Origin of the sequence: Sorangium sp. So ce296 (genome assembly GCF_051529605.1) — a bacterium.
Taxonomy (GTDB): domain Bacteria; phylum Myxococcota_A; class Polyangia; order Polyangiales; family Polyangiaceae; genus Sorangium; species Sorangium cellulosum_D.
The window spans coordinates 13,879,612-13,905,163 of the sequence record NZ_CP150325.1; the positions used below are offsets into that span (position 1 = coordinate 13,879,612).

The following is a 25,552-nucleotide window of genomic DNA, read 5'->3' on the forward strand; positions in this document are numbered from 1 at the left end:
CTCTCTCTTCTAACCTGCTCTCCGGATCAGATCACGCCCGACGTCACTTCGGCTTGAGCTCGGTGAGGACGAGCAGGTACTCGGGCGGGTTGTTCGGCGACAGCTTCGCGTACGGGTTCTCCTTGCTGGGGAACCCGGTGAAGCGGCGGGTGTTGAACTCGCCCCACGACGGCCCGGGGAACAGCGGGACCGAGGGCGCCGTCTCGGAGAAGATCTCCTGGAGCTGCTCGAGCAGCTTCTTCTGCTCCGCCGGATCGGTGGCGGCCTCGAACGCCTCGAAGAGGCCGTCCGCCTGCTTGGCGCCGAACCGGTGCCAGTTGCGCGCCGACGACTCGCCGACCGGCTTCACGGTCGCGGAGCCGAGCAGGTCGCGGTAGAAGTTGTACGGCGTCGGCTCCTCGTTCGACCAGCCCATCGACAGGTCGAAGGTGCCCTTCTGGAGCGCCTCGAAGAACGCGCTGAAGTCGTACGTCTTCAGCGTGGCCTCGACGCCGATCTGCTTCACCTGCTGCGTGACGATCTGCGCCGCGCGCACCCAGTCGGACCAGCCCGTGACGACGTTGATGTCGAAGCGCAGCGGCTTGCCGTCCTTCACGCGGATGCCGTCGGCGCCCTTGGCGTAGCCCGCCTCGTCGAGGATCTGGTTCGCCTTGGCCACGTTGAACTTCACCCAGTCGCCGCTCTCGACGACCTTCTGGCTGCGCCAGCGCTCGTGCGCGTCGCTGAGCGCCGTCGCGTCCGCCGGCCGCGTGTAGTTGTTCATCGCGACCTTGACGATCTGCTCGCGGTCGAGCGACATGCTGATCGCCTTGCGCACCCGCACGTCGTCGAGCGGCTTCTTCGTCGTGTTCGTGTAGACGAACACGGTGCTGCCGACGAGCGGGAACCAGTAGTGGTGATTCGTCGGATCCTTGCCGACGTAGACCTTCTCGATCTCCGGGACGAAGTTGCCGGCCCAGTCGACCTCGCCGTTCAGGAGCGCCAGGTTCGCCTGGTCGTTCCCCGGGTAGGCCGGGAAGCGGAGCCCCTTGATCGCGGGCTTGCCCTGCTGCCAGTAGTTCGGATTACGACCGAGCTCGTAAATCTGGTTCTGGAAGTTCTTCACCTCGGTGAAGGGCCCCGTCGCGACCGGGTTTTCGTTCGTGAAGGTGACCGGATCGGCCACGTCCTTCCACTTGTGCTCCGGCACGATCGGCTGGTGGCCGAGGAAGACGAGCCCGGGGACGTACGGCCGCGTGAGCGAGAACTCGACCGCCGAGTCGCCCTTGGCCTCAACCGCGGTCAGCCACTTCCAGACGCCCTGCAGGTCGAGGGCGGCGTGCTTCTTCAGGAGCCCGAAGGTGAAGGCGACGTCCTTCGCCGTGAAGGGCTGGCCGTCGGACCACTTCACGCCGGGGCGAATCGTGAAGGTGAGCGTCTTGTTCCCGTTGCTCCAGTCGTATTTCGAGGCGAGCCAGGGGGTGAACTCGCCCTTCATCGTGTTGTAAACGAGGAGCGGCTCGTAGATGCCAGCGACGGTTGGCCAGCGAACGTTGCCTGGGGCCAGCAGAGGGTTGAAGTTGCGCACCCACGACGCTTGCTGCTCGATCGAGACGGTCAGGAAGGTGTCCGCCGCCGTGGGGTTCTTGACGGCCCCGGGAGCCGTCGGGGCGGTGCCAGCGCCGCCCCCGGGGTCCTTCTTCGCGTCGGGCTTCGGGCAACCTGCCACGGCGCCGACCGAAAGAAGCAACGCCGAGAGAACCAACGTTCGACGCGGCAACAACCAGTTCCTCATGAGAATGCTCCTCGCGGGGCCCTCGTGGACACGCCCGAGCGCCCACCGTCCCTCTCCCACTCAACTGATCTTCCTGGAAGCCGCCACGTGACCCAGCGACTCGCCGGACCCCTTCGCTGCGACGCAGCGCACCATACCGGTATCCAGCCGTCGGCACTGTAGCCGTCTTCGCACAGCAGTGTCAACGGGGATTCGAGGTCGCTACCAAGTTCTCGTGCCGCTCACTCAGGCGCGTTTTCAAGGGAGATGTCGTGGCGCGTCATGTATCGCGGCAGCAATTCCGTCTCATGATGTCATCGCGCGTCATGACACCTGAGCACTCTGGCGCTCACACTGTTATTTTCTTCGATCGCAACAAGATAAGGAGGCAGTCGATGACTGCATCGTGGACGCATCGTTGACGCATCGTTTCAGGGAGCGGACGGGGCACGTCTATACAGATGTCCGCGAGCGATGACAAGACCAGATTTTTCCGGCTCGTCCCTGCGCGCGGACGGGCACTCCACGGGCCGGCGAGGGGCAGCGCGCCCCCTGCGCAGGCGGCGGGAGATCGTGTTCGGAGCGCGCGGCGACGCGCGATACGCAGGTGCGCGCGGCGTCGATTCGGGGGGCGCGATTCGACGTGTGGAGCCTCGATCCGCGCGGCCGTGCCCCGACTAGGATGTATCGGGGGAGATTCCATTCCATGTCTTCTAGGTTTCGCGCGATGGGGCGCGGCGCCATCCGGCAGGCGCGCTTCACGGAAGCGAGGGAGCGGACGCGGGCACGAGGAGGCCGGCGTCGAAGCGCTCGTCTGCCGCGATGTTGCCGGTGAACGCGTTCTCGCCGCCCTTCTTCAGCTCGGGCGCGGGCGAGCCCTGTACCACCAGCCCGAAGAGGTTGTCCCAGGCGCGCACCCGGGAGAGGCGACCCGAGCTCCGATCGAACAGGATGCCGGCCCGCGCGCAGCGGGTCACCCGCACGCCGTCGAGGGTGGCTGTGGATCCGGCGAGCGCGAGGACGCCGTCGGCGACGAGGTCGCCGTGCGGCGCGCCGTTCCCGGCCTGGCCGCCCCCGGTCACGCCGTCGATGACGGTCTCCGCGATCTCCGCCTCGGCGGCGAACAGCGCCACGCCGGCCGTGCGGCTCGCGCGGATGAGGGACGAGGCGAGCCGCAGCTGGTAGCCGGCGGCGGCGACGCCGATGCCGGCGCCGTCGTCGCCCGACGTGCCCTCGATGAGGTCCCCGGTGATCTCGACCTTGCCGCCCGGGAGCTCCGCGCCGGCGAGGACGCCGACCGAGCGACTCCCGCGGATCAGATTGCCCGAGAGCGCCGCGGTGGCCCCGCGGTAGATGACGATCCCCTGCCCGGCCGGCGCGCGCCGGTCCGGCGCGACATGCCCCTCGACGAGGTTGCCTGTCACGGTCGCCTCGGTTCCGGCATATCCCACCGCCAGGCCGGTCCCCTCGTTGTCGCGAAGGACGTTCGACGCGAGCGTCGCGCGGCCCTCGATCACGGACACCCCGGCGCCGTCGCCCCAGGCCCCTCCGGCGATCGTCCCCTCGACGAGGTTGCCCGTGGCGACCAGCTCGGCGGAGAGATCGCCCACGTGAACCCCGGTCCCGCGGTTGCGGACGATGGCGCTGTCGTGGAGACGCAGCGCCGCGCCGCGGGCCACGGCGACGCCGAACCCGCCGAGCAGCGACAGGGGCGCGGCCGCCACCGTCTCCTGGACGAGGCTCCGCGTCATCGTCGCCGCCGTGCCCTCGCCGAGGACGGCGACGCCGATCTCCGCGTTGCCGAGGAGCACGCTCGAGTCGATCGCGACGCGCGCTCGGCTCGCCGCGTACACGCCGACGCCGTAGCTCGGCTCGACGCTCCCGGGCATCGTCCCCTCGACGAGCACGCCGGAGATCGTCGCCGACGCGCTCCCCGTCGCGACGATGCCCGACAGGCGGTTGCCGACCACGGCCGTGCGCTCGACGGACACCTCGGCGCCGTCCCGGGCGACGATCCCCTCGCCGTCCCGGAGGCGCTCCGACGGCGAGGTCCCCTCGACGAGGCTGCCCACCACGGCCGCGGAGGCGCCCGCGTAGAGCGCGGCCACGCCCGCCGCGCGGCTGCCCGTCACGGCGCTCTCCCGCACGAACAGCGCGCCGCCGGCGTCCGCGAGCGCGCCCATGCCGTCGCCCGCCGCGCCGGCGCGCGTCCCCTCGATCCAGCTCTCTGCCACCGAGACCCGCGCGCCGTCGCCCGAAAGGACGCCGGCGTTGGCAGCGCCCTTGATGTGCACGCGCTCGAGCGTCACGGCGCTCGAGCCCTTCGCGACCACGCCGGCGCCGTCGCCGCCGATCTCCAGCCCCCGGAGCGTCACCTCCCCTGCGCCGAGCACGGCCACGATCGCGGGCGGGACGACCAGCGGGCTCACCCCGCGGATCCGCACGCGCGAGGCGCACCGGCCGGCGATGGCGACGGGCCTCGTGATGACGGCCGGCTCGTCGTAGGTGCCGTCCGCGAGCGCGATGGTCCCGCCGTCGGCGACGCGCTCGAGCGCCGCCTCGAGCGTCGTGACCGGCCTCGCCTCGGAGCCGTCGCCGTCCGCGCCGGCGTAGCTCGGGTCGACATACACGTTGCCGGGCGCCCGGGGCACGTCCCCCCACGGCCCGCGCCCGCAGCCCTCGGGGCCGTCGACGCTCACACACCCCGCTTCCGGCGTCGCGAACGTGCCCGCCGGACATTTCGCCATGGCCGGCCTGCAGAGCCCGTCGTCGCCGACGAGCTCGGGAGCGCAGCGCGGCAGGCCGACGGGAATGCACCCCTCGTCGAACTTCGGGATCGTCCCCGGAGGGCATTGGGCCATCGAGGGGCGGCAGAGATCGTCTTTCCCGACGAACAGCTCGGCGCACCCCTGGATGCCCACCGGCATGCACGCGCCCCCGGGCCCGAGGACGTGCCCGCGCGCGCAGGGCGGCGTGCCGGGCCAGCGGTCGAGCGGAGTGTCGGAGCCGCCCGAGGGGTCGCTGCACCCCGCGACGAGCAACGACAGGACCGCGATGCCGGCGGTCAGCCAAGACGAACCCGGGCGCGTCGCGCAGAAGCGCATGCGATACCCTCCTCGGACAGCGCTGCCTCGGCGCGCGCCCCGCGCGCCCCCGCGCGCCCGGATGGGCGAACGGGGCCGAGGAGCCGCCGCCGCGGCGCGAAGACCGCTTGTCGTGCATGAACCGGCGCTCCGAGCGCCGGAGATCACCGTCGAGTCCGCGGCAGGATGACGAGGACAGCGCCTCAACGGCGCCGCGCGAACTCCTTCGGAGTAATGAATCTTACAACAGGAGCCAGCCTCCGGCCAGGCAGAGGAATCGCGATCGCGCCGACTTTCCCTGCGTCGCCGCGGACGTCTGCGCGGCGCCGAGGTCCCGGGCGCGCGCGCGGATCTCTCCGGGCGCGGGGCTCGCGCGCGCCGCCGATCGTGCGGGTCGCACGCTTTCTGTCAACCACGTTGGGCCGCGCCGAGCGCCGCCGGGACGCTCCGCGGAGGAGGCCGTTCCCGCCGCGTCGCGGGGCCGCCGTCCGCGGCCGAGTCCCGCGTCGGCGCCGGCGTTCCGGACGACATGGCGACGGCGCGCGGCTCGGGCGCGCGCTGCGCCGGCGCGGTCGCCGCAGGGGGAGCGCCGCCCTGGGCCGTTGTCGGCTCACGTGGGCTGCGCAGGGCGTGACCAGAGGGCGCCGGGCCGCGGGACGTTGCCGCCCATCAGCGATGATGTCGAGTCCGCAGCCCTCGATTGCAGAGATCGACCAGGTCTTCGGAAATGCGGTTTGCAGGGCCCGATAAAGCTGCAAGTCGGGTCGCCCTCGTCCCGTCCCGCCGCGCGCCGCGCGCCGCGGGCGCCCCGCTGCGCGCGTCGACATTTGCCTTTCTCCAGCGCCCGGGAGCCTCCCACATCGGCGCTGCGAGGCGGCCTCGAAGCGCGCCGGCGCGGCGGCGCTCGGGCGCGATGATGCGGGGCAGGGCTCCCACACGGCGCGGATTCAGACAATGCACTTTCGCCGTCGCCGTCCGGCAGCCGCAGAGGGCCGACGCGGCAGGCTCTGCACACGGCCTGTCAGGCACGCAGCCTGCTCTCCACGCCGCTCAACATGCCACCGCGGCTCTGACAGCCATCGCGGGGCATGGAAGGAGGACGGATGGTTAGCTCGATCGATATGAAGATGGCGCAAGCGGCGATGCTCTTGTCTGCGTTGATGACCGGCTGCGCGGTCGGCGCGGTGACGCCGGCAGAGGCCGACTTGGAGCAGGCCGACGTCGACGTGGCGTCGAGCGAGCAGGCATTGGAGGGAGATACAGCGGGGGATACGGGGGAGACGGGGGAGACGCGGGGCGGCGGCCTGCTCCCTCCCGGCAAGGGCGATCTCGGCGGGCCGCTCGTTCAAGGCCCCGTCGGCAAGGGCCCTGTCGGCCAGGTCCCTGGCGGCATCCCGGGCGGGCCGTTCGGCGGCATCCCCGGCGGGCCGTTCGGCGGCATCCCCGGCGGGGGCATCCCCGGCGGGGGCATCCCCGGCGGGCCGTTCGGCGGCATCGGCGGGCCCTACGGCGGCCTCGGTGGGCTCGGTGGGCCCTACGGCGGCCTCGGTGGGCTCGGTGGGCCCTACGGCGGCCTCGGCGGTCTCGGCTCGCCTTACGGCGGCCTCGGCGGTCTCGGCTCGCCTTACGGCGGCCTCGGCGGTCTCGGCTCGCCCTACGGCGGCCTCGGCGGCTTCGGCTCCCCGTACGGCGGCCTCGGCGGCGGCCTCGGCGGCGGCCTCGGCTTCCCGGGCGGCGGCTTCGGGTGGCCGGGCGGCGCCGGCGGCTTCGGCTCCCCCTACGGCGGCGCGACCCCCGGGATGTTCTCCCCCTGACGTCATGGCCTGAGGGCGCCGGCCACGCTGCCGGTCGGGGACAGCGGTGACCGACGCGACGGGCCGCCGGAATCTCCGCGGGGAGCCGCACCAGCTCCCCGCGAGGCCGGCGGCCCGTGGTCGATCGGCATCTCTCGAGATCGCGCGCCCGCGCGGCGCGCTGGCTCGCTCGGCGCGCCGCGCGGGCGCTCGAAAGGTTGGACCCCCGCCGCGTGGACGAGGCAGCATAAGGCGATGGAAGACGCCCCCCTCCTAGAGCGCGAGCCGGAGACCAACATCTTCGGTGAGTCCATGGCGGTGTTTCACACGGCCGCGGACCTCATCGGCCTGGCCCCGCGCATCCGGCTGGAGCTCGAGCAGCCCGACTACGAGCACATCTTCTACATCACCACGCAGCTCCAGGACCGCCTCGTCCCCTTCCGCGGGGAGGCGGCCGCGACCTACGAGCGGCTCGCTGCCTCGGTGATCCCGAACCGCGCCGCCATCACCCCGCTCTTCAACGGCAAGCTCATCCTCCGCCCCGAGGCGCTCCGGAGCGGCTCGATTCACGTGCAGGACGGCGTGATCCGCCTCGCCGACCAGGGGCTTTACCGGATCCAGCCCGGCGGGTTCGTCCGCTTCAAGGCCTATCGGGTCCAGCACAACCAGGCGCGGGGGCCTTATAAGGGCGGGCTCCGCTTCCACAAGGCCGTGTCGCTCGACCTGTTCAACGCGCTCGCCGCCGAGATGACCTGGAAGACCGCCATCGCGCATGTCCCGTTCGGCGGCGCCAAGGGGGGTATTCGCATGGATCCGCGCGAGCACAGCAAGGAAGAGCTCGAGGCGATCTCGCTCCGGTACATGTACCGGCTCAAGCAGCTCATCGGGCCCAACGTCGACATCCCCGCGCCCGACGTGGGCACGAACGGCGAGGTGATGGCGTGGCTCCTGCGCCAGTACAGCGACGGCGAGCGCGAGCGGCACAACCACCGCGGCGTCGTCACGGGCAAGGACGTGCGCATCGGCGGCTCCGAGGGGCGCGTCAAGGCGACGGGCCAGGGGCTCGCGTACTGCATCGAGGAGTGGTACGCGCAGCGCGGCGCCTCCCTCGCCGGGGCGCGCTTCATCGTGCAGGGCTTCGGCAATGTCGGCTCCGCCGCGGCCGAGATCCTGTGCAGGATGGGCGCCCGGTGCGTCGCGGTGCAGGACGCCGACGGCGCGGTGTTCGACCCGAACGGCATCGACGTCAGCGCGCTGATGGCCTACGTCAACGAGAACCCGCAGAACCTCCGGCGGTCGGTCGCCGGCTACACGGGAGCCCAGGCGATCGCGCGCGACGACTTCTGGAGCGTCGACGCGGAGATCTGCATCCCTGCCGCGCTCGGCGACGCCATCACCGGCGAGGTGGCCGAGCGGCTCAAGGCGAAGCTCGTGGCCGAGGGCGCCAACCGCCCGACCACGACCGAGGGGGACAAGGTGCTGGCGGAGCGGGGCATCAGCGTCATCCCCGACATCATCGGCAACGCGGGCGGCGTGACCGTCTCGTACTACGAGTGGATCCAGAACAAGCGCATGGAGCACTGGACCGAGGGCGAGGTGAACGCGCGCCTCGAGCGCGCCATCAAGAGCAACTACCGCCTGATCTGCGACATCGCGGAGGACCGGCCGCGCCGCACCGAAGACCACGACTCGTCGGGGCTCGTCGTCGGAAAGCGCCTGCCGATGCGGCTCGCCGCGATGGTGCTCGCGCTGAAGCGCATCGAGGCGCACTACATGCTGGAAGGGTTCTCCCAGTAGGCGGCGCCTCCGGCCGCCGGACCGCGGGCGCCGCCGGCGGTCGGTCACCGGAGGAGCGCAGGCGCGCGCCCATGCTCGTCCGGGCGGCGCTACCGGGCGACGCCGTACCCGAGCTTCTTGATGCCGTAGACCTTGATCTTGTGCTGCAGCGTCCTGAGCGGCAGCTCCAGGCGCCGCGCCGCCTCGGTCTGGTTCCAGTCCGACGCGCGCAGCGCCTCGAGCAGGAGGTCGGCCTCGATCTGCTCCAGGCGCGTCTTGAGGCCGCCCGTCGAGGGGGCCGCCGACGACGCCGGCTCCGACAGGCGCGACGGCAGCGGCTCGGACGGGCGCTGGGACAGGGCCGGCATGCCGGGATCGGACGAGCGCGAGGGGTCGTGGGCGCGCTGCGGCGCGGACGGCGCGCTGGGCGCGGTCACCGCCGTGCGGATGCGCTCCGGGAGGTCGCGCGCCATGATCGCCTCGCCCTCGGCGATCACCACCGCCCGGTCGATCGCGTTGCGGAGCTCGCGCACGTTGCCGGGCCACGAGTAGCTCTTCAGCAGGGCCAGCGCCTCGGACGTGATCGACTGGACCCTGCTGAGGCTCGCCGCGTTCGCCTGCTGCAGGAAGCCCGCCGCGAGCGTCGCGATGTCGTCGCGGCGCGCGCGGAGCGGCGGGATGTTCAGCGTCATCGCGTTCAGCCGGTAGAGCAGGTCGAGCCGGAACGTGCCCGCGTCGCACATCGCGTCGAGGTCGCGGTGCGTCGCCGCGATCACGCGGACGTCGACCTCGATCTCCTTGGTCGCGCCGACGCGCGTCACCCGCTTGGTCTCCAGCACGCGCAAGAGCGCGGCCTGCGCGGCGGCGGGCAGCTCGCCGATCTCGTCGAGCAGGACCGTGCCGCCGGCGGCCGCCTCGAAGACGCCCTTCTGTTGCTGGCTCGCCCCGGTGAAGGCGCCGCGCTCGTGGCCGAAGAGGGTGCTCTCGATGAGCAGCGCCGGGATCGCCCCGCAGTTCACGCAGATGAGCGGCTCGCCGCGGCGCGGGCTGCGGTCGTGGATGAACCTCGCGAGCACCTCCTTGCCCGTCCCGGTCTCGCCGCGGAGGAGCACCGGGATCGAGGAGCGCGCGGCCCGCAGCGCCACCTCGACGAGCGATCGCATGAGCGGGCTCTTCGTCGCGAGGACGTGGCCGTCGGCCTCCCACTGGCTCTCGGGCACCGCGCCCGCGGCGCCCTCCTCCTCGGGCGGCCGCGCGCCTTCGACCTTCGGCGCGACGTAGAGCAGCGCGCCCTCCGGGGCCGCGAGGTACACCGGCGCCGCGGGGCTCGCGCTGCGCGACGCCTCGTGGCTCACCTCGATGAGCTTGTCGATCGACGTCGCGGCGTCGGGGAACACCGCGACGCCCGACACGAGCACGGGCTCGCCCTCGCGGCGCGCGACGATCGCCTTCGCGAGCTCCTCCGCGAGCTCGGGCGTGACCTCCGGGAGCAGGATCTCGAGGGTGTCGGCGCTGTAGAACGCGACGCGATCGACGGGCCGCAGCGCCTCGCGCACGCGGAGCCCCCAGTGGCGGAGGTGGCTCGCCTGGGCGCCGAGCGAGCGGACCACGACGAGCGCGAACTTCCGGCTGAAGAACCGGGACCGCACGATCTCGGCCTGCAGGGCGACGCGGAGCGCGTCGGAGCCCTCCAGGCCGAACGGCGGCAGCTCGCCGCCGGCGAGCACGTGCACCGACGCGACGATGCCGCCGAGCAGCACCTCGTCCCCGGCCTTGACCACGCCGCTCTCGACCCGCTGCCCCGAGATGCGCGTCCCGTTGCGCGAGCCGAGGTCCTCGACCACGACCTCGCCGCCCACGAGCGTGAAGCGCGCGTGCCGGCGCGAGATGCTCCTGTCGCGGATCACGACGTCGGCCGGGGGCTCCCTGCCGACGACGACGCCGACGCCGGGGCTCATCGGGGCCATCTCGACGCCGTCATGGTGGTAAACGAGCAAGAGGACACGCCGCTTCTCGGAGCGCGCGCCCTGGATGAGCTCCCCTGTCTTGACTGACAGCGGTGCAGTCGTCGCCATGGGACCGGTTCTTTGACCGCTCACACTGCCCAACTACGCCTCATTGCTCCAAGCGGCAACCGGGAAGCAACGGCGCGGCCGGTCTTCGACGAAAGCGCGGCTGAACGCCGGGTCCGCGTTCGCCGCCCGCGCGCCCTCCTCGCGCGGCGCGGGCGCGGCAGCGTGGTAAGATGGTCGCATGCTCCGTCTCAACGCCGAATGGACAGAGGTGCTCCGCCGTTACAAGGAAGACCACCAGGATCCACGCAACCAGGCGTGTCACAAGGTCGGCATACCGCTCATCGTCGCGAGCTTCCCCGTGGGCGCCACCCTCATCGGCCTCCCGCTCGCGGCCGCGATGTTCGCGACGGGCTGGGGCTTCCAGTTCGCCGGCCACGTTTTCGAGGGGAAGAAGCCGTCGTTCGTGGACGACAAACGCAGCCTGATCATCGGCGTGCTCTGGTGTCTCGAGAAATACGGCGTGCGCGTCTTCGAGGAGACGCCCGCCCCTGACGCGTCGCACTAGACTCGTCATCCCTCCCATCCCGCACGCAGCGGTCCGACGTGGACACACGGTCGGACCCCGCCACCCGACGGCGGAAAATCTGGAATTTACCCACTTCACGCCCGTGCTGCGATGCGCCACGCTCGCTTGACGTGATGCGTGCATGGTCGTACCTGTGTCGCGGGCGGGGGGACGACGACTCTTCTCTTGGGGGTTTCCAGCGGGCATCGCGCCGCTCTGGCGCTCCGGTGCGCGCCGCTGAGGGCTCCTGTCGCCGACGCGCTCCCGGAGCGTCGTGACCGGCCCGCCGCCGCAGGCGATGAGATGGACGAGGACGGCGAGACGAGGAGACGGCAGATGGGGTGTGCGCAAAGCATGAGGGGGAAAGTCGCCGTGATCACCGGGGGGACCTCGGGGATCGGGCTCGCGACGGCATCCGCGCTGGCGCGGCAGGGCGCCCGGGTGACCGTGCTCTGCCGCAAGACCGGCTCCGAGGGCGCGAGGAAGCTCGCCGCGCTGAAGGTGCAGGGCGAGGTCCACCTCGTCGAGTGCGACCTCGGCCGGCTCGCGTCGGTGCGCGCCGCGGCCCGGCAGGTGGCCGACCGGTGCGGGGCCGTCCACCTGCTCGTGAACAACGCGGGGGTGTTCCTGCGCGAGCGCGCGGAGTCCGCGGACGGCCTCGAAATGACGTTCCAGGTGAACTACCTGTCGCATTTCCTGCTGTCGAACCTCCTGCTCGACCGGCTCAAGGCCGCGCGCGACGCGCGCGTGGTCAACCTGGTCGCGCCGGTGGACAGCATCCGGCTCGACTTCGACGACCTCATGTCGAAGCGCTCCTATTCGTTCCTCGCCGCCTCCGCGCGGTCGAAGCTCGCGCTCGTGCTCGCGGCGCGGCGGCTGTCGGACGCGCTCTCGGGCAGCGGGGCGCGGGTGCTCTGCTACTACCCCGGGCTCGTGCGGTCGGGGCTCTTCGACGGGACCTCGCGCGTGCTGAAGACGCTGATCGACGTCGTGGGCGCGACCCCGGCGCAGGCCGCCGCGAACCTCCTCGCGATCCTGGCCGACGCGCCGCCCGCCGCGAGCCCCGCCTTCTTCGAGCGCACCCGGGCGAGGCCCCTCAAGGGGATGGCGACCGACGCCGAGGCGGCCGCGCGGCTCTGGGACATGAGCGCGCGGCTCGCCGGCCTCACCCGCGCGGACGTCACCGTAGCCCCCGCTTCTTGAGGTCCGCCGCGAGCGAGGACTGCACGCGCCCGACCTCCCGGGCGATGGCCTGCACCGCCTCGGTCGCGCTCTCGATCGTCCCGGCGCGCGCCTCCCGATCGAGCCGCGCGCAGAGCTCCTTCAGGTTGAACGCCGCGAGCTCGTCGGCGCTCTCGTAGAGCGCCCAGGCGAGCCGCTCGAGCTCGCCGAGCGCGCCCCGCGCCGCGGCCTCGCCCATCGCGGCCACCCGGCTCGGCGCCTCCGTGAGGAACAGCTCGGTCACCTCGCTGACGACGTCGGGCGGGGCCGCGCGCAGCCCGGCCCGCGGCCTCCCCGGCGCCGCGGCCTGGACGCGCGCCCCGCCCGCCGGCGGCGGCGAGGGCGTGACCAGCGTCGGCGGCGGGAGCTCCACGCTCGGCGGCGCGCTCTCGGGGCGCACCGCCTCGTACGCGCCGGACCGCGACGCCGCGGCGAAGGTCCGCAGCGCGCGATCGACCTCGTCCTGCCTCAGCGGCTTCGACAGCGCGTCGTCCATCCCCGCCGCGAGGCACCGCTCCCGCGCGTCGCGCCCCGCGCTCGCCGTCATCGCGATGATCGGCGTCCGCCGGTCCGGCCGCTCGGCGCGTCGGATCTCCTCGGCCGCCGCGTAGCCGTCGAAGCCGGGCATGTGGCAGTCCATCAGCACCGCGGCGTAGCCGCCGCGCCGCACCGCCTCGACGGCCGCGCGGCCGCTGTCGACCACGTCGGCGCGGTAGCCGCGCTTCTCGACCATGAACGCCGCGACCTTCTGGCTCACCGCGTTGTCGTCGACCACGAGCACCCTCGGGCGCGACGAGCTCCGCGCCTCGGACGTCGGCGCCCCGCGCCGCGACCTCGGCGCGTGCGCGCGCGCCCCGGCGGCCACGTGCTCCGGCGAGAGCCCCGCGAGCAGCCGCAGGCTCGAGTGCAGCTGCGCGCGCCGGATCGGCTTGATGAGCACCGAGTCGGCCTCGGCGCGGCTGGGCGCCTCCCTGCCGGGGTAGGTCATGAGCACGCTGCGCGCGGGCGCGATCGCGGCGTCCGCCTTGATGCGCTGGAGCAGCGTCAGCCCGTCGAGGTCGGCCAGCTCGAGGTCGATCAGCACCATGTCGTACGGCGCGCCGGCGCCCGCCGCCTCGCGCAGCGCGGCGAGCGCGGCGGCGCCGCTCTCCGAGGTGCGGCACGCGAGCCCGAGCTCCTCGATCAGCTTCTGCACCACGCGGCGCACCGAGCCGCTGTCGTCGACGACGAGCACCCGCTTGCCGGGCAGGTCGATGCGCGGGATGAGCGCGCGCTCGGGGCCGCGCCCGCGCCGCTCGAACGGCAGCACGAACGAGAGCCCCCGGCGGCGCGCGCCGGCGTCCGGCGCGGCGCGGAGCTCACCGCCCATCGCGGCGATGAGGCGCCTCGCGATCGCGACGCCGGGCGCCGCACGCAGCTCCGCGGCGCGCGCGTCCTGCTCGGGCAGCGGCCGCGCAGCGCCCCCCGGCGCGCCCGCCCTCCCCGGCGCCTGCGCGCCGCCGGCGAGCCCCGCCGCGGCCGCGAAGCGCACGTCGACGATGCGCACGTCGAAGCGCACCCGCGCGGTCGCGCCCTCGGGCCCGCCCGGCGGATCGCCGTCCCGGCCCGCCTCCAGCGCGGCGCGCACCAGCACCTCGCCCCGGGGCGCCGCGCGGAGCGCGGAGGTCCCGACGCTCAGCAGGACCTGCCGCAGCCGCGCCGCGTCGCCGCGCACCGCGGCCGGCACCTCGGGCTCGACCTCGAGCACGAGCTCGGTCCTGTCGTCGTGCGCGCGATCGGCGAGCAGCTCCGCCGCGTCCTCGACGGTCCGGCGCAGGTCGAAGTCGACGCGGTCGACGTGCAGCCCGCGGCCGCCGGGCTGACCGAGGTCGATGAGCTCGTCGATCATCGAGAGCACCACGTCGCCGCTGCTCCGGATGCGCCGCGCGAAGGCGCGCTGCTCCGGATCGAGCTCGGTGTCGAGCAGGAGGCCGCTGATGCCGACGATCCCGCTGAGCAGCGTCCGGATCTCGTGCCGCACCTGCGCGAGGGCGCCCTCGTCCTGCTCCGCGTCGGCGAGCGCGGACGGCCACGCCTCCGGCTCGTGCGGCGCGAGCGCGCGCTCCGCGGAATCGCTGCTCCTCGTGGCCGGGCTGCTCTCTGGGCCGCTCCGGCGCTGCTCCTTGCCTACCATCGACGCCCCGACTCGACCTTCCGCCCGCCCCGCGCGAGCCGACGCCGGAGTAAAGAGTGTACTGCTTACAATGTTCCGGTGAAAGTTTACCGTGGGTACTGGAACGACCGCCGGCCGCCATGGCGCCGGCGCGCGTTGCGCCGCATTGCGCCGCGTTGCGTCATGGCTCCTTGACGCGCACGCGCGGGCGTTCGCGCGTCTCGCGCGCGTCACGCGTCGCGCGCGCCGCCGAGCGCCGTCACGACGACGCGCTCGCGCTCGACCGCGGCCTCCGCCGAGAGCACGCTGACGGCGGAGGGGTCGTCGGACGACGCGAGCGCGCGGCGGCTGTGCCCGAACAGGCGCAGGAGCAGCTCCGGCGGGGCGAAGTCGAGGTCGCTCTCGTGGACGAAGAGCCGGCCGAGGTGCTCGGCGTAGGCGCCCGCGAGCACCCGGAACGGGATCCTGTCGAAGGCGAGCGCGCGCCGGCGGCTCGCGGCCGCGGAGCCGAGGAGCGCCGCGAAGAGCGTCGTGTAGATGGCGCGCAGCTTGAGGCGCATCGAGGGCGGGCTGCGCTTCAGCGCCTCGCGCAGGAAGTGGACGTTGAGCGGAACGTGGAACGACTCGTCGCGCGTCAGGATCGTGAGCATCTGCCGCACGGCCGGGTAGCGGGCTTCCCGCAGCGCGAGGCGGTACGTCGTCGAGCCGATGGTCTCGAACATGAGGTTCGTGAGCACGATCGTCTCGACCCGCTCCGCGCGGCCGTACAGGCGGTAGAAGGTGCCGGTGACGCGGCCCATGGGCCGGACCTCGCCGCCGATGTGCGCGAGGAACTTCGTGAGCAGCTCGCGGTGCCACCCCTCCTCGTCGCCGTAGAGCCGCAGGCACTCGCCGAGCTCCGGGTCCCAGGCGCTCACCTCGTCGGCCAGGGCGTGGGCCTGCGTCAGGCCGGACTCCTCGGCGCGGAACGCGGCGTTGAAGAAGGCGATCGCCGCCTGGCGCTCGGCCTCGCTCTCCCACGGGATCGGCTGGGAGAGGTCGAGCGCTTCGTCGTACATCCGCTCCGCGCGGCGGCGCAGCATGCTGAGCCACCACGACGTGGGGCGCTGGACGGGGGGCTTGCGAGAGACCGGCTGGGGCGCTGCGAAAAGCATCGAACGAGGTGCCCGTCGGCGACGGATGGGATCCGCCTCCGCGATCGCACGAGACGGGAGCGGCGCGCACCATAGCGCAGTTTTTCGTCGCGGCGCACCAGGAGCGCGCCTGTGCGCCGGCGCCGGCGGAGGACGCCGGGCGGACGAGCCCGGGCTGCGACGACGCGCGGCTAGGCTAGGCTACGCTGGACGAGGCGACGCGACGCGCGACACGTGACGCGTGACACGTGACACGTGACGCGTGACGCCGCGGCGCGCTCGTCGAGGAGGCGCCCTTTGTATGCCTCCTGGGCGTGCGATACCATAGTCGACCCACTGTGTTCTTCGAGCAGCTCCAGCTCCCCCTCGGAGGGCTCACTCCCCAGACTGAGCCCACGCGCATCCCGCGGACCCGGCGCGTCTTCGTCAACCGCAACCTCAAGCTCGCGGGGATCGACTGGGTCGGCTTCGACATGGACTACACCCTGGCCATCTACAACCAGACCGAGATGGACAACCTCTCGATCCAGGGGACGGTCACGAAGCTCGCCGCGCGCGGTTACCCCGAGGATCTCCTGCGCGGCCTCCGCTACCCGATCCACTTCCCCATCCGCGGCCTGCTGATCGACAAGCGCTTCGGCCACGTGCTCAAGATGGACCGGTTCAAGGTGGTCCAGCGCGGGTACCACGGCCTGCGCGAGCTCACGAAGGAAGAGCTCCGGTCGCTCTACCAGCACCGCAAGATCCGGCCGAACACGGCCCGCTACCACTGGATCGACACGCTGTACGCGCTGAGCGAGGCCACGCTCTACGCCGGCATCGTCGACGCCCTCGAGGCGCGCGGCGTCCCGCTCGACTACGCGCGGCTCTTCACCGACATCCGGGAGTGCATCGACGAGGCGCACCGCGACGGCACCATCCTCGACGTCGTCCGCTCCGACCTGCCGCGCTTCGTCGAGCGCGACCCGAACCTCGCGCAGACGCTCCACAAGTTCCGCTCGGCGGGCAAGAAGCTCTTCCTGCTCACGAACTCGCGCTGGCCGTTCACCGAGAAGATGATGACGTACCTGCTCGGGGACGCGATGCCCGAGTACCCGAGCTTCCGGCACTACTTCGACGTCATCGTGGTCGCCGCGCAGAAGCCGGCGTTCTTCCAGGAGCGCCGCCCGCTGCTCATCCGCGACGGCGCCGAGGTCCGCCCCGCCACGGCGCCGCTCGAGCGCGGCGCCATCTACGAGGGGGGCAACCTCCACGACTTCGAGAAGTTCCTGAACATCTCGGGCGATCGCGTCCTCTACGTGGGCGATCACATCTACGGCGACATCCTCCGCTCGAAGAAGGAGAGCGCGTGGCGCACGGCGATGATCATCCAGGAGATGGAGGCCGAGGTCGCCGCCCACGAGTCGTGCCGCCGCGAGCACATGGAGAGCGCGCTGCTCGAGGGGCGCCGCGAGGAGCTCGAGGACCAGCTCCGCTTCTACCAGCAGCGCTACAAGGACCTCACCCGCAAGATCGAGGAGGAGCAGCAGAAGAAGAACGGCTCGTCGAACGGCCGCGGAGGCGCGCTGCACGCGGAGGCGAGCGGCGACCACGTCCCGATCGACTACGCGACGTCGTTCTACGAGGCCGAGCGCGGCCGCACGAAGCGCGCGGTCGAGCGCATCCGCGGCCAGCTCCGGGCCGTCGACGCCGAGGTCGCCAAGCTGGAGCGCGAGATCGCCCGCCGCTTCCACCCCTACTGGGGCTCGCTGCTCAAGGAGGCGAACGAGACGTCCAGCTTCGGCGATCAGGTCGAGGAGTACGCGTGCATCTACACGTCGCGCGTCTCCAACCTGCTCGCCTACTCGCCGCTGCAGTACTTCAGGAGCCCGCGCGACCTGATGCCGCACGAGCTCTGATCGCCAAGGCGGCCCGCGCCCGCGCGCGGCCGCCGCTCCAGGAGATCGCCATGAGCACCGTCAGCCTCCGCTCGCTGTTCCTCGCGCTCGCCGCCCCCGCCTTCCTCTCGCTCGTCGCCGGCGGCTGCGGCAAGCGGGCCTGCTTTCACTGGACCGAGCTCGAGGGGGCGTGCCCGTCCAGCGACGACGCGTACGTCTTCTTCCAGAACCCCGGGTGTCTGAGCTCGATCGAGTCGATCGACAGCGAGGGCGACTTCGACGGTGAGCTCTGCTGCTACGACGTCACCACGGTCGACACGGGCGACGAGGAGTGCAGGCCCGGGCAGAACCCCGTGCCAGGCGGCGGCGGGGTCGGCGGCTTCTCCGGGCCCACGCCCAGGTAGCCGCGGCGCTCCCGGGCGCGCGCGTTCGCCGCTGCGCGCTCGCCGCTGGACGCCGGAGCGATTTCGGTCACGCTGGCGCTCCCATGACCACCACCGCCCCGCCCGCCGCGGCCCCCGCGGCCGCGGGCCCGCACGGCGACCTCCCCACGGCCGTGCTCCGGAGCTCGCCCGCGGATTTCGTCGTCGAAGAGCTCCCCGCCTACGCGCCGAGCGGCCGCGGCGAGCACGTGTTCGTGACCTTCCGCAAGACGGGGCGCACCACGCCCGACGCGGTGCGGGCCATCGCGCTCGCGCTCGGCGCCGACCCGGGCAGCGCCGGCTTCGCCGGCATGAAGGACCGGCACGCGATCACCACGCAGACCGCCTCGGTCCAGCTCCCGCTCGCGCGGGATCCCGCGCCGCTGCTCGAGCAGGCCGAGCTGCCCGGGATCGAGATCCTCTCGGTCGCGCGCCACGACCACAAGCTCAAGCCGGGGCACCTCGTCGGCAACCGGTTCCGGATCACGCTCCGCGGGATCGCCCCCGCGGCGCTCCCGCTCGCCGAGCGCCGCCTCGCCGACATCGGCCGCGCCGGCGTGCCGAACGCGTTCGGGCCGCAGCGGTTCGGGAGGAACGGCGACAACCCCGAGCGCGCGCTCGCGTGGATCTCGGGCCGCGAGCGCGGGCCGCGCGACCGGCGCGAGCAGCGGCTGCTCTTCTCGGCGCTCCAGTCGCTCTGGTTCAACGAGGTGCTCGCGCGCCGCGAGGCGGACGGGACCTGGAGCACCGTGCTCCCCGGCGATCTCGCCAAGAAGCGCGACACCGGCGGGCTGTTCCTCGTGCCCCTCGAGGGCCCGGAGGTCGCGGACGCCGAGGCGCGCGCCGCCGCGCTCTCGATCTCGGCGACGGGCCCGATGTTCGGCCGGAAGATGCGCTGGCCCGAGGGCGCCCCGGGCGCGCTGGAGCGCGAGGTGCTCACGGCGGCGATCGGCGACCCCCGCAAGCTCGACGCGTTCGCCCACGCCGGGGAGGGCACGCGGCGCCCCCTGCGGCTGGAGGTGGACGGCCTCGAGGTGTCCCCCGCCGGGGAGGCGGCGAGCGGCGGCGCGCCGGAGCCCGCGGGCGGTCCAGGCGCAGGGCAAGGAATTGTCGTCTCGTTTGTGCTACCGAAGGGCGGCTACGCGACCACCGTCCTTGGGCGAGTCTTCCGGCTCGTCGACGCCTCCGCCCCCCAGCCGTCCGTCGGCAGGCCGGGCGCGGCGGGCGCCCCCCCTCCGGAGGAGGAGGACGCAGTCGAGGAAGGGCAGCCCAGCGCCGGACCGTAGAACGAACGTCTCGGCGCGGCCCCCACCCACCCCACCATCGGAAAGGCACCAAGGAAGAAGATGAACCTCGTCGAGTGGCTGCAGCGCATCATGGTCGGCTTCGGGGCCGCCTGGGTCATGTGGTTGATGATCGGCCTCAGCGTCGTCTCGGTCGCCATCATCCTCGAGCGCGCCTGGTTCTTCTGGTCGCTCCGCGACGATCTCGCCGTCCTCGCGAGGGATCTCCGGACGTCCCTCGACGACTCGATCGAGGCGGCGCGGAAGCGGATGGAGGCCTCGCCCTCGGCCGAGGCCGCGGTCGTCTCGGCCGGCCTCGCGGTGGCGCACCAGGGGCCCGACGCGGCCGAGGAGGCCATGGCCGGCGCCGCGGCGCTCCAGCGCATGAAGCTCGAGCGGCGCCTCGCTTACCTGGGCACGCTCGGCAACAACGCGCCGTTCATCGGGCTGTTCGGCACCGTCATCGGCGTCGTCGGCGCCTTCGACGCGCTCGGCCAGGCGGCGAAGACGCCGGTCGCGCAGGCCGCGTCGCAGGCCATGGCGCCGCAGGCCGTCATGTCGAGCATCGCCGAGGCGCTCGTCGCGACCGCGGTCGGCCTCGCGGTCGCCATCCCCGCCGTCGCGGCGAACAACTACTTCCAGCGCATGATCAAGTCGACGCTGGCCAACACCGAGGCGCTCACGCGGGTCCTGCTCGCGCACCTCAAGATCGACCCGGCGTTCGCCGGCGCCGCGCCCGCCGTCGCCGCCGAGCCGCGCGTCACGGCCGCGCGGGCGCCGCGCCAGGAGGAGAGCAGGAAGGGCGGCGCGGGCGAGGAGGAGCGCTGATGGCCGCCACGAGCCGCAACGACGATGACGACATGATCAGCGGCATCAACGTCACGCCGCTGGTCGACATCACCCTCGTGCTCCTCATCATCTTCATGGTGACCGCGAAGATCATCGTCTCGCAGTCGCTCCCCCTCGACCTGCCGAAGGCGGCGCAGGGGCAGGAGGTGCAGCTCGTCTTCGGGCTCGAGCTGCACGCGAACGGCGACACGTTCGCCGACGGCAAGAAGCTCGCGGGCGAGGACGCCATCCTGCCGATCGCGCGCGAGGCCCAGGCGAAGAACCCGGAGCTCCGCGCCGTGATCCGCGCCGACACGACGGTCCCGCACGGCCGGGTGATCCGCGCGCTCGATCTGCTGAAGCAGGCGGGCGTCTCCAAGATCGCGTTCGGCGTGACGCCGATCGCGCCGGAGCCCGGCGCGGCGCCCGGCGCGACGCCAGGCGCCCCGGCCGCGCCGGCCCCGGCCGCCCCCGCGCCGGCAACACCGAGCCCCGCGCCCTGAGCGCGCCGAGCGAGAGCTTATGAGCCAGGCCACGAGCCATCGCGCCGCGGGGGCGCTCCACGACGGGCGCCGCCGCGACAAGCGCCCCGACCCTGGGGGCGCCAAGGAGCCCCCGAACGCCGTCGGCGCGCCGGCCGCGGGTCGCCCCGGCGATCGGCGGCGCGCCGCGGATCCGCTCGCCGCGGTGCTCGGGCTCGGCGACCGTGCCTCGCGCGTGGGCGCCTTCCTCGGGGTCACGCTGGCGCTCACCAGCCACAGCGCGGCGTCCGCCCGGGCGATCGTCTCGGGGTCGCTGCACGACATGCGGCAGATGGTCGAGGAGATGCGCGTCGGCATCCATGACTACCTCTGGGCGATCTACGAGGTCGACGTCACGCCGCCGAAGGCCGAGGAGCCCAAGCCGCCCGAGCCGCCGCCGCCCGAGCCCGAGCCGGAGCCCCAGCCCGTCGTGAAGGCCCCGCCGCCTCCGCAGGCGAACACGCCGCCGCCCAAGGACGACCCCTACGAGCCGCCCCCCGCCGCCGCCGAGGCCGCGAAGGTCCTCACGCGCGAGCCGGATCCGGACGAGGTCCTCGACATGACCGACCGCGGGATCGCGAGCGGCGAGGGGCAAGGCGTCGGCTACGGCCAGGTGGCCGGCGCGGGCACGGCCAAGTCCCCCACGTTCAACCCGAACGCCAAGGTCGGCGGCGTCGTCGGCGGCAAGGGCACGGGCGACCCGGTCCCGCCGCCTCCGGCCGTCGCGGGCCCGGACCGCTCGGCCCCGGCCGGCCTGGTCGGCAGCAGCAGCTGGAACTGCCCTTTCCCTCCGGAGGCCGACGTCGACCAGATCGATCAGGCGAAGGTCGTCCTCATGGTCACGGTGCGCCCCGACGGCAGCCCGCTTTCCGTCAAGGTCGTCAGTGATCCCGGTCACGGTTTCGGTCGCGCCGCGCGCATGTGCGCGCTCAGCCGGCGCTACTCGCCTCAGAAGGACCGCGCGGGCTCCCCGATCACCGGCACGACCCCGCCCATCACGGTGAACTTCACGCGGTAGGGCGTCGCGAGAGCTCCCGGAAAATTCGCTTCGCGGCCGGCGCCTCGGCTATCCTCCGCGACAGCTTGTGATCGTCCCCGAACGGATCGAGCAGCTCTCGAAGGTCCCCCTGTTCAAGGGCCTCACTCCGGCCGCGCTCGAGCTCATCTCGCGCGTCGCGAGCGAGGAAACGCACGCCCTCGGCACCAAGATCTTCGAGCACGGCGATCCGGGCGACAAGCTCTACATCCTGCTCGAAGGCAAGGTCCGGATCAGCCGCGAGATCGCCGGGATCGGCGAGGAAGCGCTCGCGGTGCTCGGCCCGGGCGCGGTGTTCGGCGAGATGGCGCTGCTCGACGAGGCCCCGCGCTCCGCCGACGCGCGCGTGCACGAGCGCTGCCGGCTGCTCACCGTGTCGAAGGACGCGTTCGAGGATCTGCTCTTCTTGCACAAAGAGCTCGCGTACGAGGTCCTCTGGAACGTCGTCCGGATGCTCGTCCAGCGGCTCCGCGAGACGAACAACAAGCTCACGTTCCTCTCTGTCTCGGGCAAATTCGAGTAGAGTGCGGCCCGATCGCCCGGCGACCGTGGGAGCGCGCCCCGGCCGGCGCGCCCTGCTGCACGGGCAGCGGCGTTCTGCTCACGATCAACGGTTCCTTTGGAGGAGTATGGCAGCCAGGATGAAGCACGCAGCGCTCGCCCTCGCGCTCTGGATGGGCGCCTTCGCAGGAGCATGTGGCTCCGCCACGCCGCCGCCCGAGACGGCGGCCGACAAGGACGACTTCGACGGGGAGACGCTCCCGAGCGAGGACAAGGCGACCGCCGAAGCGGAGAGCGCGAAGCCCGCCAAGGCGGAGAAGACGGCGGAGGCCGACGAGGGCGAGGAGCACGCGTCGCCCGCCAAGTCGACGCCGATCCAGGCGACCAAGTTCGAGGCAGATCTGAAGAAGATCGGGATCAACCTCAAGAAGATCCCCGCGCTCGAGAAGCTCCCGACGGCGCAGAAGAAGAAGGTGATGCCGCTGCTCCAGAAGGCGCTCGGCTACGACACCTGCGAGGGCTGCCACGCCGAAGGCGACTTCAAGAAAGAGACGCGCGACATGAAGGTCGCCCGCGAGATGTGGCGCAACTTCGTGGTGCCCCTCCGCAGCGAGAGCGGCGGCACCCTCTTCTGCGACAGCTGTCACGCCGGGAACGAGCACGTCCTGAACCGCAAGGACAAGAAGGCCCTGCAGGCGTTCATGGAGGAGGAGTACCAAAACAAGCTCGCGCGGGCGAACAAGGAGGACATGGAGTGCGGCACGTGCCACGGCGACGCCATGGAAACCAAGATCATCGAGAAACTCTGGAACATCCCGAAATGACGGGAATCGTCCGGCTGCCTTGAGCCGCCGTCCTCCTCCAGCAGCGGAATCCATCGCGCTCTGGCGCGCCTAGCGCCCCGCGCCCGCCGCAGATTCGTTAATCTGCTTACCTTCCAGACGCGATCGCCCTCCGGGCGTGCCCGCTCCGGAGCGCGCCCCGGCGCCGGCCTCCGGCCCGGCGCCGGCGCTCGGCCGCCTCATCATGACGACGGATCGCCATGACGGTGGGTCATGCCCCGTTTTCGTACTAGATAGGCGGCATGTGCGGTGTGTTCGGAATCTTTGGCCACCCCGAGGCGGCCAACATGGCCTACCTCGGGTTGCACGCGCTCCAGCATCGAGGGCAGGAATCTGCGGGGATCGTCAGCAGCGACGGGGAGCGCCTCTTCGGCCACCGCGCCATGGGGCGGGTGCAGTCCGGCTTCGCGCCGTCCGATCTCGCGTCGCTGCCCGGCGACCGCGCCATCGGCCACGTCCGCTACTCCACCGCGGGCGGGTCGCACCTGAAGAACGCGCAGCCGCTCGGCGTCGACTACGCGCGCGGCTCGCTCGCGGTCGCGCACAACGGCAACCTCACGAACCACGAGGCCCTGCGCGAGCAGCTCGAGGCGCGCGGCTCGATCTACCAGACCGCGAGCGACACCGAGTCGATCGTCCACCTCATCGCGATGAGCAAGAAGGACGATCTGCGCCAGCGCATCGCCGAGGCGCTGAAGCAGGTGGAGGGCGCCTACTCGCTGCTCTTCCTGACGGAGCGGGAGCTCATCGCCGTGCGCGACCCGCGCGCCATCCGGCCGCTCTGCCTCGGCGAGATGACGAGCGGCAGCGGCGTCGCCCACGTGGTCGCCAGCGAGTCGACGGCGTTCGATCTGATCGGCGCGCGCAAGGTGCGCGACGTCGCGCCGGGCGAGATGGTGATCATCAGCGCGGACGGGGTCCGCTCCGAGTTCCCCTTCGCGCCGGAGTCGCGCAAGCTCTGCATCTTCGAGCACGTCTACTTCGCCCGCCCCGACTCGACGATCCAGGGCGTGAGCGTCTACGAGGTCCGCAAGGCGTTCGGCCGGCGCCTGGCCATCGAGCAGCCGGTCGAGCCCGGCGACGATCTCGTCGTGATCCCCGTGCCCGACTCGGGCGTGCCTGCGGCGATCGGCTTCGCCGACCGCGCGCGCGCCCCGTTCGAGATGGGGCTCATCCGCAGCCACTACGTCGGCCGCACGTTCATCGAGCCGCAGCAGTCGATCCGGCACTTCGGCGTCCGGCTCAAGCTCAACCCGAACCGGGCGGTGATCGAGGGCAAGCGGGTCGTCGTCGTCGACGACTCGATCGTCCGCGGGACGACGAGCCGCAAGATCGTCAAGATGATCCGCGACGCGGGCGCCCGCGAGGTGCACGTCCGCATCTCGAGCCCGCCCACGCGCTGGCCCTGCTACTACGGCGTCGACACGCCGACGCGATCGGAGCTCATCGCCTCGAGCCACTCCGTGGACGAGATCTGCAGCTACCTGACGGCCGACAGCGTCGGCTACCTGTCGCTGGAGGGCCTGATCGAGGGCGTGCGGTCGATCGAGGCGCGCGAGGGCGACCCGGCCGCCGCGCGGCCGTCGGCGGACAGCTACTGCCACGCGTGCTTCTCCGGCAGCTACCCGATCCCCTTCACGCCGGCCGCGCCGAGCCGGCAGCTCCGGATGGTGAGCGGTTGACGCTGCCCCGCCCCTTCGCCGAGGGTCCGCCGGCGACCGAGGGCTCGGCCGAGCGCCCGAGCGCGGGCGGCGCCGCGTCCGCGCCGCTGTTCGCGCGCGTCGCCGACGAGGTCTCGATCTACGAGGTGAGCCCGCGGGACGGGCTCCAGAACGAGGCGGCGATGATCCCGATCGAGGGCAAGCGGCGGCTCATCGCGGCGCTCGTCGCCGCCGGCCTCCGCCGGATCGAGATCACGAGCTTCGTCTCGCCGAAGTGGGTGCCGCAGCTCGCCGACGCCGAGGAGCTCTCGAGGACGATCGCGGCCGAGCCGGGCGTGACCTTCAGCGCCCTGTGCCCGAACGCGCGCGGCCTCGAGCGGGCGCTCGCGGTGGGCCTGCGCGAGATCGCCGTCTTCCTGAGCGCGAGCGAGGCGCACAACCGCGCCAACGTCAACAAGTCGATCGACGACACGCTCTCGGTGTTCTCGGAGATCGTCCCGCCGGCGCGCGAGGCTGGCGTCGCCGTGCGCGCGTACGTCTCGACCGTGTGGGGCTGCCCGTACGAGGGCGACGTCGACCCCGCCCGCGTCGTGCGCATCGCGGAGCGGCTCATCGAGCTCGGGTGCTACCAGGTGTCGCTCGGCGACACGATCGGCATCGGCACCCCGCGGCAGACCCACGACATTGTCCGCCGCTTCCTGGACGCGATGCCGCCCGAGCGGTTCGCGCTGCACCTGCACGACACGCGGGGCACGGCGCTCGCGAACATCCTGGTCGGCCTGGAGCTCGGCGTGCGCGACTTCGACGCGTCGGTGGCGGGCGTGGGCGGCTGCCCCTACGCGCCGGGCGCGGCCGGCAACATGGCGACCGAGGATCTCGTGTTCATGCTCCACGGGATGGGCGTCCGGACCGGCGTCGATCTCGACAAGCTCATCGAGGCGGGCAACGTCGCCGAGCAGGTCATCGGCCGCCCGCTGCCGGGCAAGGTCCACCGCGCCGGCCCGTTCCGGCTGCGCCGCCTGCCGACCCGGGGCTGAGCTCGGCCCAGCGCCCGGCCTCGAGGCGGAGCGCGCCGCCGGCCCGAAGCGGA

The 25,552-nt window shown here is 72.6% G+C and carries 19 protein-coding genes; 14 read left to right on the forward strand and 5 right to left on the reverse strand.

Features of this window, described 5'->3' with window-relative positions; all coding sequences use genetic code 11:
• Positions 1 to 43: 43 nt before the first annotated feature.
• Together WME98_RS51200 and WME98_RS51205 are read right to left on the reverse strand one after the other, a co-directional pair.
• Positions 44 to 1,774: an ABC transporter substrate-binding protein gene (locus tag WME98_RS51200; protein ID WP_437948875.1), complete on the reverse strand. Its 1,731-nt coding sequence runs from the start codon at positions 1,772 to 1,774 to the stop codon at positions 44 to 46.
• Between the two features lie 737 nt (positions 1,775 to 2,511).
• Entirely contained in the window at positions 2,512 to 4,857 is a 2,346-nt protein-coding gene (locus tag WME98_RS51205) for a right-handed parallel beta-helix repeat-containing protein (protein WP_437948876.1), read from the reverse strand.
• Positions 4,858 to 5,939: 1,082 nt separating this feature from the next.
• On the opposite strand from WME98_RS51205, the gene WME98_RS51210 reads away from it, so the two are divergent.
• Positions 5,940 to 6,650 carry a hypothetical protein gene (locus tag WME98_RS51210; protein WP_437948877.1) on the forward strand — a complete coding sequence of 237 codons (711 nt, stop codon included), beginning with the start codon at positions 5,940 to 5,942 and terminating at the stop codon, positions 6,648 to 6,650.
• Positions 6,651 to 6,884: 234 nt separating this feature from the next.
• The gene (locus WME98_RS51215; RefSeq protein WP_061629141.1) at positions 6,885 to 8,426 is read left to right on the forward strand and encodes a Glu/Leu/Phe/Val family dehydrogenase; all 1,542 of its coding nucleotides are present in this window, start codon (positions 6,885 to 6,887) and stop codon (positions 8,424 to 8,426) included.
• 89 nt (positions 8,427 to 8,515) lie between these two features.
• Here the strand turns inward: WME98_RS51215 and WME98_RS51220 are convergent, their stop codons facing one another.
• On the reverse strand, positions 8,516 to 10,480 hold the full coding sequence (locus WME98_RS51220; protein ID WP_437948878.1) for a sigma 54-interacting transcriptional regulator: 1,965 nt from the start codon (positions 10,478 to 10,480) through the stop codon (positions 8,516 to 8,518).
• A 178-nt stretch (positions 10,481 to 10,658) separates the two neighbouring features.
• Here WME98_RS51220 and WME98_RS51225 point away from each other — a divergent pair, with 178 nt between their 5' ends.
• Positions 10,659 to 10,985, forward strand: a complete 327-nt coding sequence (locus WME98_RS51225) for an Mpo1-like protein (protein ID WP_437948879.1) — start codon at positions 10,659 to 10,661, stop codon at positions 10,983 to 10,985.
• Between the two features lie 354 nt (positions 10,986 to 11,339).
• On the forward strand, positions 11,340 to 12,188 hold the full coding sequence (locus WME98_RS51230; protein ID WP_437948880.1) for an SDR family NAD(P)-dependent oxidoreductase: 849 nt from the start codon (positions 11,340 to 11,342) through the stop codon (positions 12,186 to 12,188).
• Here the strand turns inward: WME98_RS51230 and WME98_RS51235 are convergent.
• Entirely contained in the window at positions 12,166 to 14,379 is a 2,214-nt protein-coding gene (locus WME98_RS51235; RefSeq protein WP_437948881.1) for a response regulator, read from the reverse strand. The two genes, WME98_RS51230 and WME98_RS51235, sit on opposite strands and share 23 nt — an antisense overlap.
• Positions 14,380 to 14,588: 209 nt before the next feature.
• On the reverse strand, positions 14,589 to 15,440 hold the full coding sequence (locus tag WME98_RS51240; RefSeq protein ID WP_437948882.1) for a ferritin-like domain-containing protein: 852 nt from the start codon (positions 15,438 to 15,440) through the stop codon (positions 14,589 to 14,591).
• Positions 15,441 to 15,829: 389 nt separating this feature from the next.
• On the opposite strand from WME98_RS51240, the gene WME98_RS51245 reads away from it, so the two are divergent.
• The 10 genes from WME98_RS51245 (at position 15,830) to WME98_RS51290 (ending at position 25,499) form a co-directional block, all read left to right on the forward strand.
• Positions 15,830 to 17,389: an HAD-IG family 5'-nucleotidase gene (locus WME98_RS51245; protein WP_437948883.1), complete on the forward strand. Its 1,560-nt coding sequence runs from the start codon at positions 15,830 to 15,832 to the stop codon at positions 17,387 to 17,389.
• A gap of 50 nt (positions 17,390 to 17,439) precedes the next feature.
• Positions 17,440 to 17,772: a hypothetical protein gene (locus WME98_RS51250; protein WP_437322336.1), complete on the forward strand. Its 333-nt coding sequence runs from the start codon at positions 17,440 to 17,442 to the stop codon at positions 17,770 to 17,772.
• Between the two features lie 83 nt (positions 17,773 to 17,855).
• A complete protein-coding gene (gene truD, locus WME98_RS51255; protein WP_437948884.1) occupies positions 17,856 to 19,076 on the forward strand; it encodes a tRNA pseudouridine(13) synthase TruD in 1,221 nt (406 codons plus the stop codon).
• A 60-nt stretch (positions 19,077 to 19,136) separates the two neighbouring features.
• A complete protein-coding gene (locus WME98_RS51260; RefSeq protein ID WP_437948885.1) occupies positions 19,137 to 19,901 on the forward strand; it encodes a MotA/TolQ/ExbB proton channel family protein in 765 nt (254 codons plus the stop codon).
• On the forward strand, positions 19,901 to 20,404 hold the full coding sequence (locus tag WME98_RS51265; protein ID WP_437312382.1) for an ExbD/TolR family protein: 504 nt from the start codon (positions 19,901 to 19,903) through the stop codon (positions 20,402 to 20,404). The genes WME98_RS51260 and WME98_RS51265 overlap by 1 nt, the downstream gene beginning before the upstream one ends.
• Positions 20,405 to 20,423: 19 nt before the next feature.
• On the forward strand, positions 20,424 to 21,440 hold the full coding sequence (locus WME98_RS51270) for an energy transducer TonB (RefSeq protein ID WP_437948886.1): 1,017 nt from the start codon (positions 20,424 to 20,426) through the stop codon (positions 21,438 to 21,440).
• A 67-nt stretch (positions 21,441 to 21,507) separates the two neighbouring features.
• The gene (locus tag WME98_RS51275) at positions 21,508 to 21,981 is read left to right on the forward strand and encodes a cyclic nucleotide-binding domain-containing protein (RefSeq protein WP_061621876.1); all 474 of its coding nucleotides are present in this window, start codon (positions 21,508 to 21,510) and stop codon (positions 21,979 to 21,981) included.
• Between the two features lie 118 nt (positions 21,982 to 22,099).
• Positions 22,100 to 22,783, forward strand: a complete 684-nt coding sequence (locus tag WME98_RS51280) for a hypothetical protein (RefSeq protein WP_437948887.1) — start codon at positions 22,100 to 22,102, stop codon at positions 22,781 to 22,783.
• 260 nt (positions 22,784 to 23,043) lie between these two features.
• A complete protein-coding gene (purF, locus tag WME98_RS51285; protein ID WP_437948888.1) occupies positions 23,044 to 24,483 on the forward strand; it encodes an amidophosphoribosyltransferase in 1,440 nt (479 codons plus the stop codon).
• Positions 24,480 to 25,499, forward strand: coding sequence for a hydroxymethylglutaryl-CoA lyase (locus WME98_RS51290; RefSeq protein ID WP_437948889.1), 1,020 nt, complete (start codon positions 24,480 to 24,482; stop codon positions 25,497 to 25,499). Before purF ends, WME98_RS51290 begins: the two co-directional genes overlap by 4 nt.
• The last annotated feature ends 53 nt before the right edge of the window (positions 25,500 to 25,552 follow it).

Bases quoted from the DNA above. Each gene is read 5' to 3' on its own strand.
- WME98_RS51200 (WP_437948875.1), bottom strand. From the start codon at position 1,774: ATGAGGAACTGGTTGTTGCCGCGTCGAACGTTGGTTCTCTCGGCGTTG.
- WME98_RS51205 (WP_437948876.1), bottom strand. From the start codon at position 4,857: ATGCGCTTCTGCGCGACGCGCCCGGGTTCGTCTTGGCTGACCGCCGGC.
- WME98_RS51210 (WP_437948877.1), top strand. From the start codon at position 5,940: ATGGTTAGCTCGATCGATATGAAGATGGCGCAAGCGGCGATGCTCTTG.
- WME98_RS51215 (WP_061629141.1), top strand. From the start codon at position 6,885: ATGGAAGACGCCCCCCTCCTAGAGCGCGAGCCGGAGACCAACATCTTC.
- WME98_RS51220 (WP_437948878.1), bottom strand. From the start codon at position 10,480: ATGGCGACGACTGCACCGCTGTCAGTCAAGACAGGGGAGCTCATCCAG.
- WME98_RS51225 (WP_437948879.1), top strand. From the start codon at position 10,659: ATGCTCCGTCTCAACGCCGAATGGACAGAGGTGCTCCGCCGTTACAAG.
- WME98_RS51230 (WP_437948880.1), top strand. From the start codon at position 11,340: ATGAGGGGGAAAGTCGCCGTGATCACCGGGGGGACCTCGGGGATCGGG.
- WME98_RS51235 (WP_437948881.1), bottom strand. From the start codon at position 14,379: ATGGTAGGCAAGGAGCAGCGCCGGAGCGGCCCAGAGAGCAGCCCGGCC.
- WME98_RS51240 (WP_437948882.1), bottom strand. From the start codon at position 15,440: ATGCTGCGCCGCCGCGCGGAGCGGATGTACGACGAAGCGCTCGACCTC.
- WME98_RS51250 (WP_437322336.1), top strand. From the start codon at position 17,440: ATGAGCACCGTCAGCCTCCGCTCGCTGTTCCTCGCGCTCGCCGCCCCC.
- truD (WP_437948884.1), top strand. From the start codon at position 17,856: ATGACCACCACCGCCCCGCCCGCCGCGGCCCCCGCGGCCGCGGGCCCG.
- WME98_RS51260 (WP_437948885.1), top strand. From the start codon at position 19,137: ATGAACCTCGTCGAGTGGCTGCAGCGCATCATGGTCGGCTTCGGGGCC.
- WME98_RS51265 (WP_437312382.1), top strand. From the start codon at position 19,901: ATGGCCGCCACGAGCCGCAACGACGATGACGACATGATCAGCGGCATC.
- WME98_RS51270 (WP_437948886.1), top strand. From the start codon at position 20,424: ATGAGCCAGGCCACGAGCCATCGCGCCGCGGGGGCGCTCCACGACGGG.
- WME98_RS51280 (WP_437948887.1), top strand. From the start codon at position 22,100: ATGAAGCACGCAGCGCTCGCCCTCGCGCTCTGGATGGGCGCCTTCGCA.
- purF (WP_437948888.1), top strand. From the start codon at position 23,044: ATGTGCGGTGTGTTCGGAATCTTTGGCCACCCCGAGGCGGCCAACATG.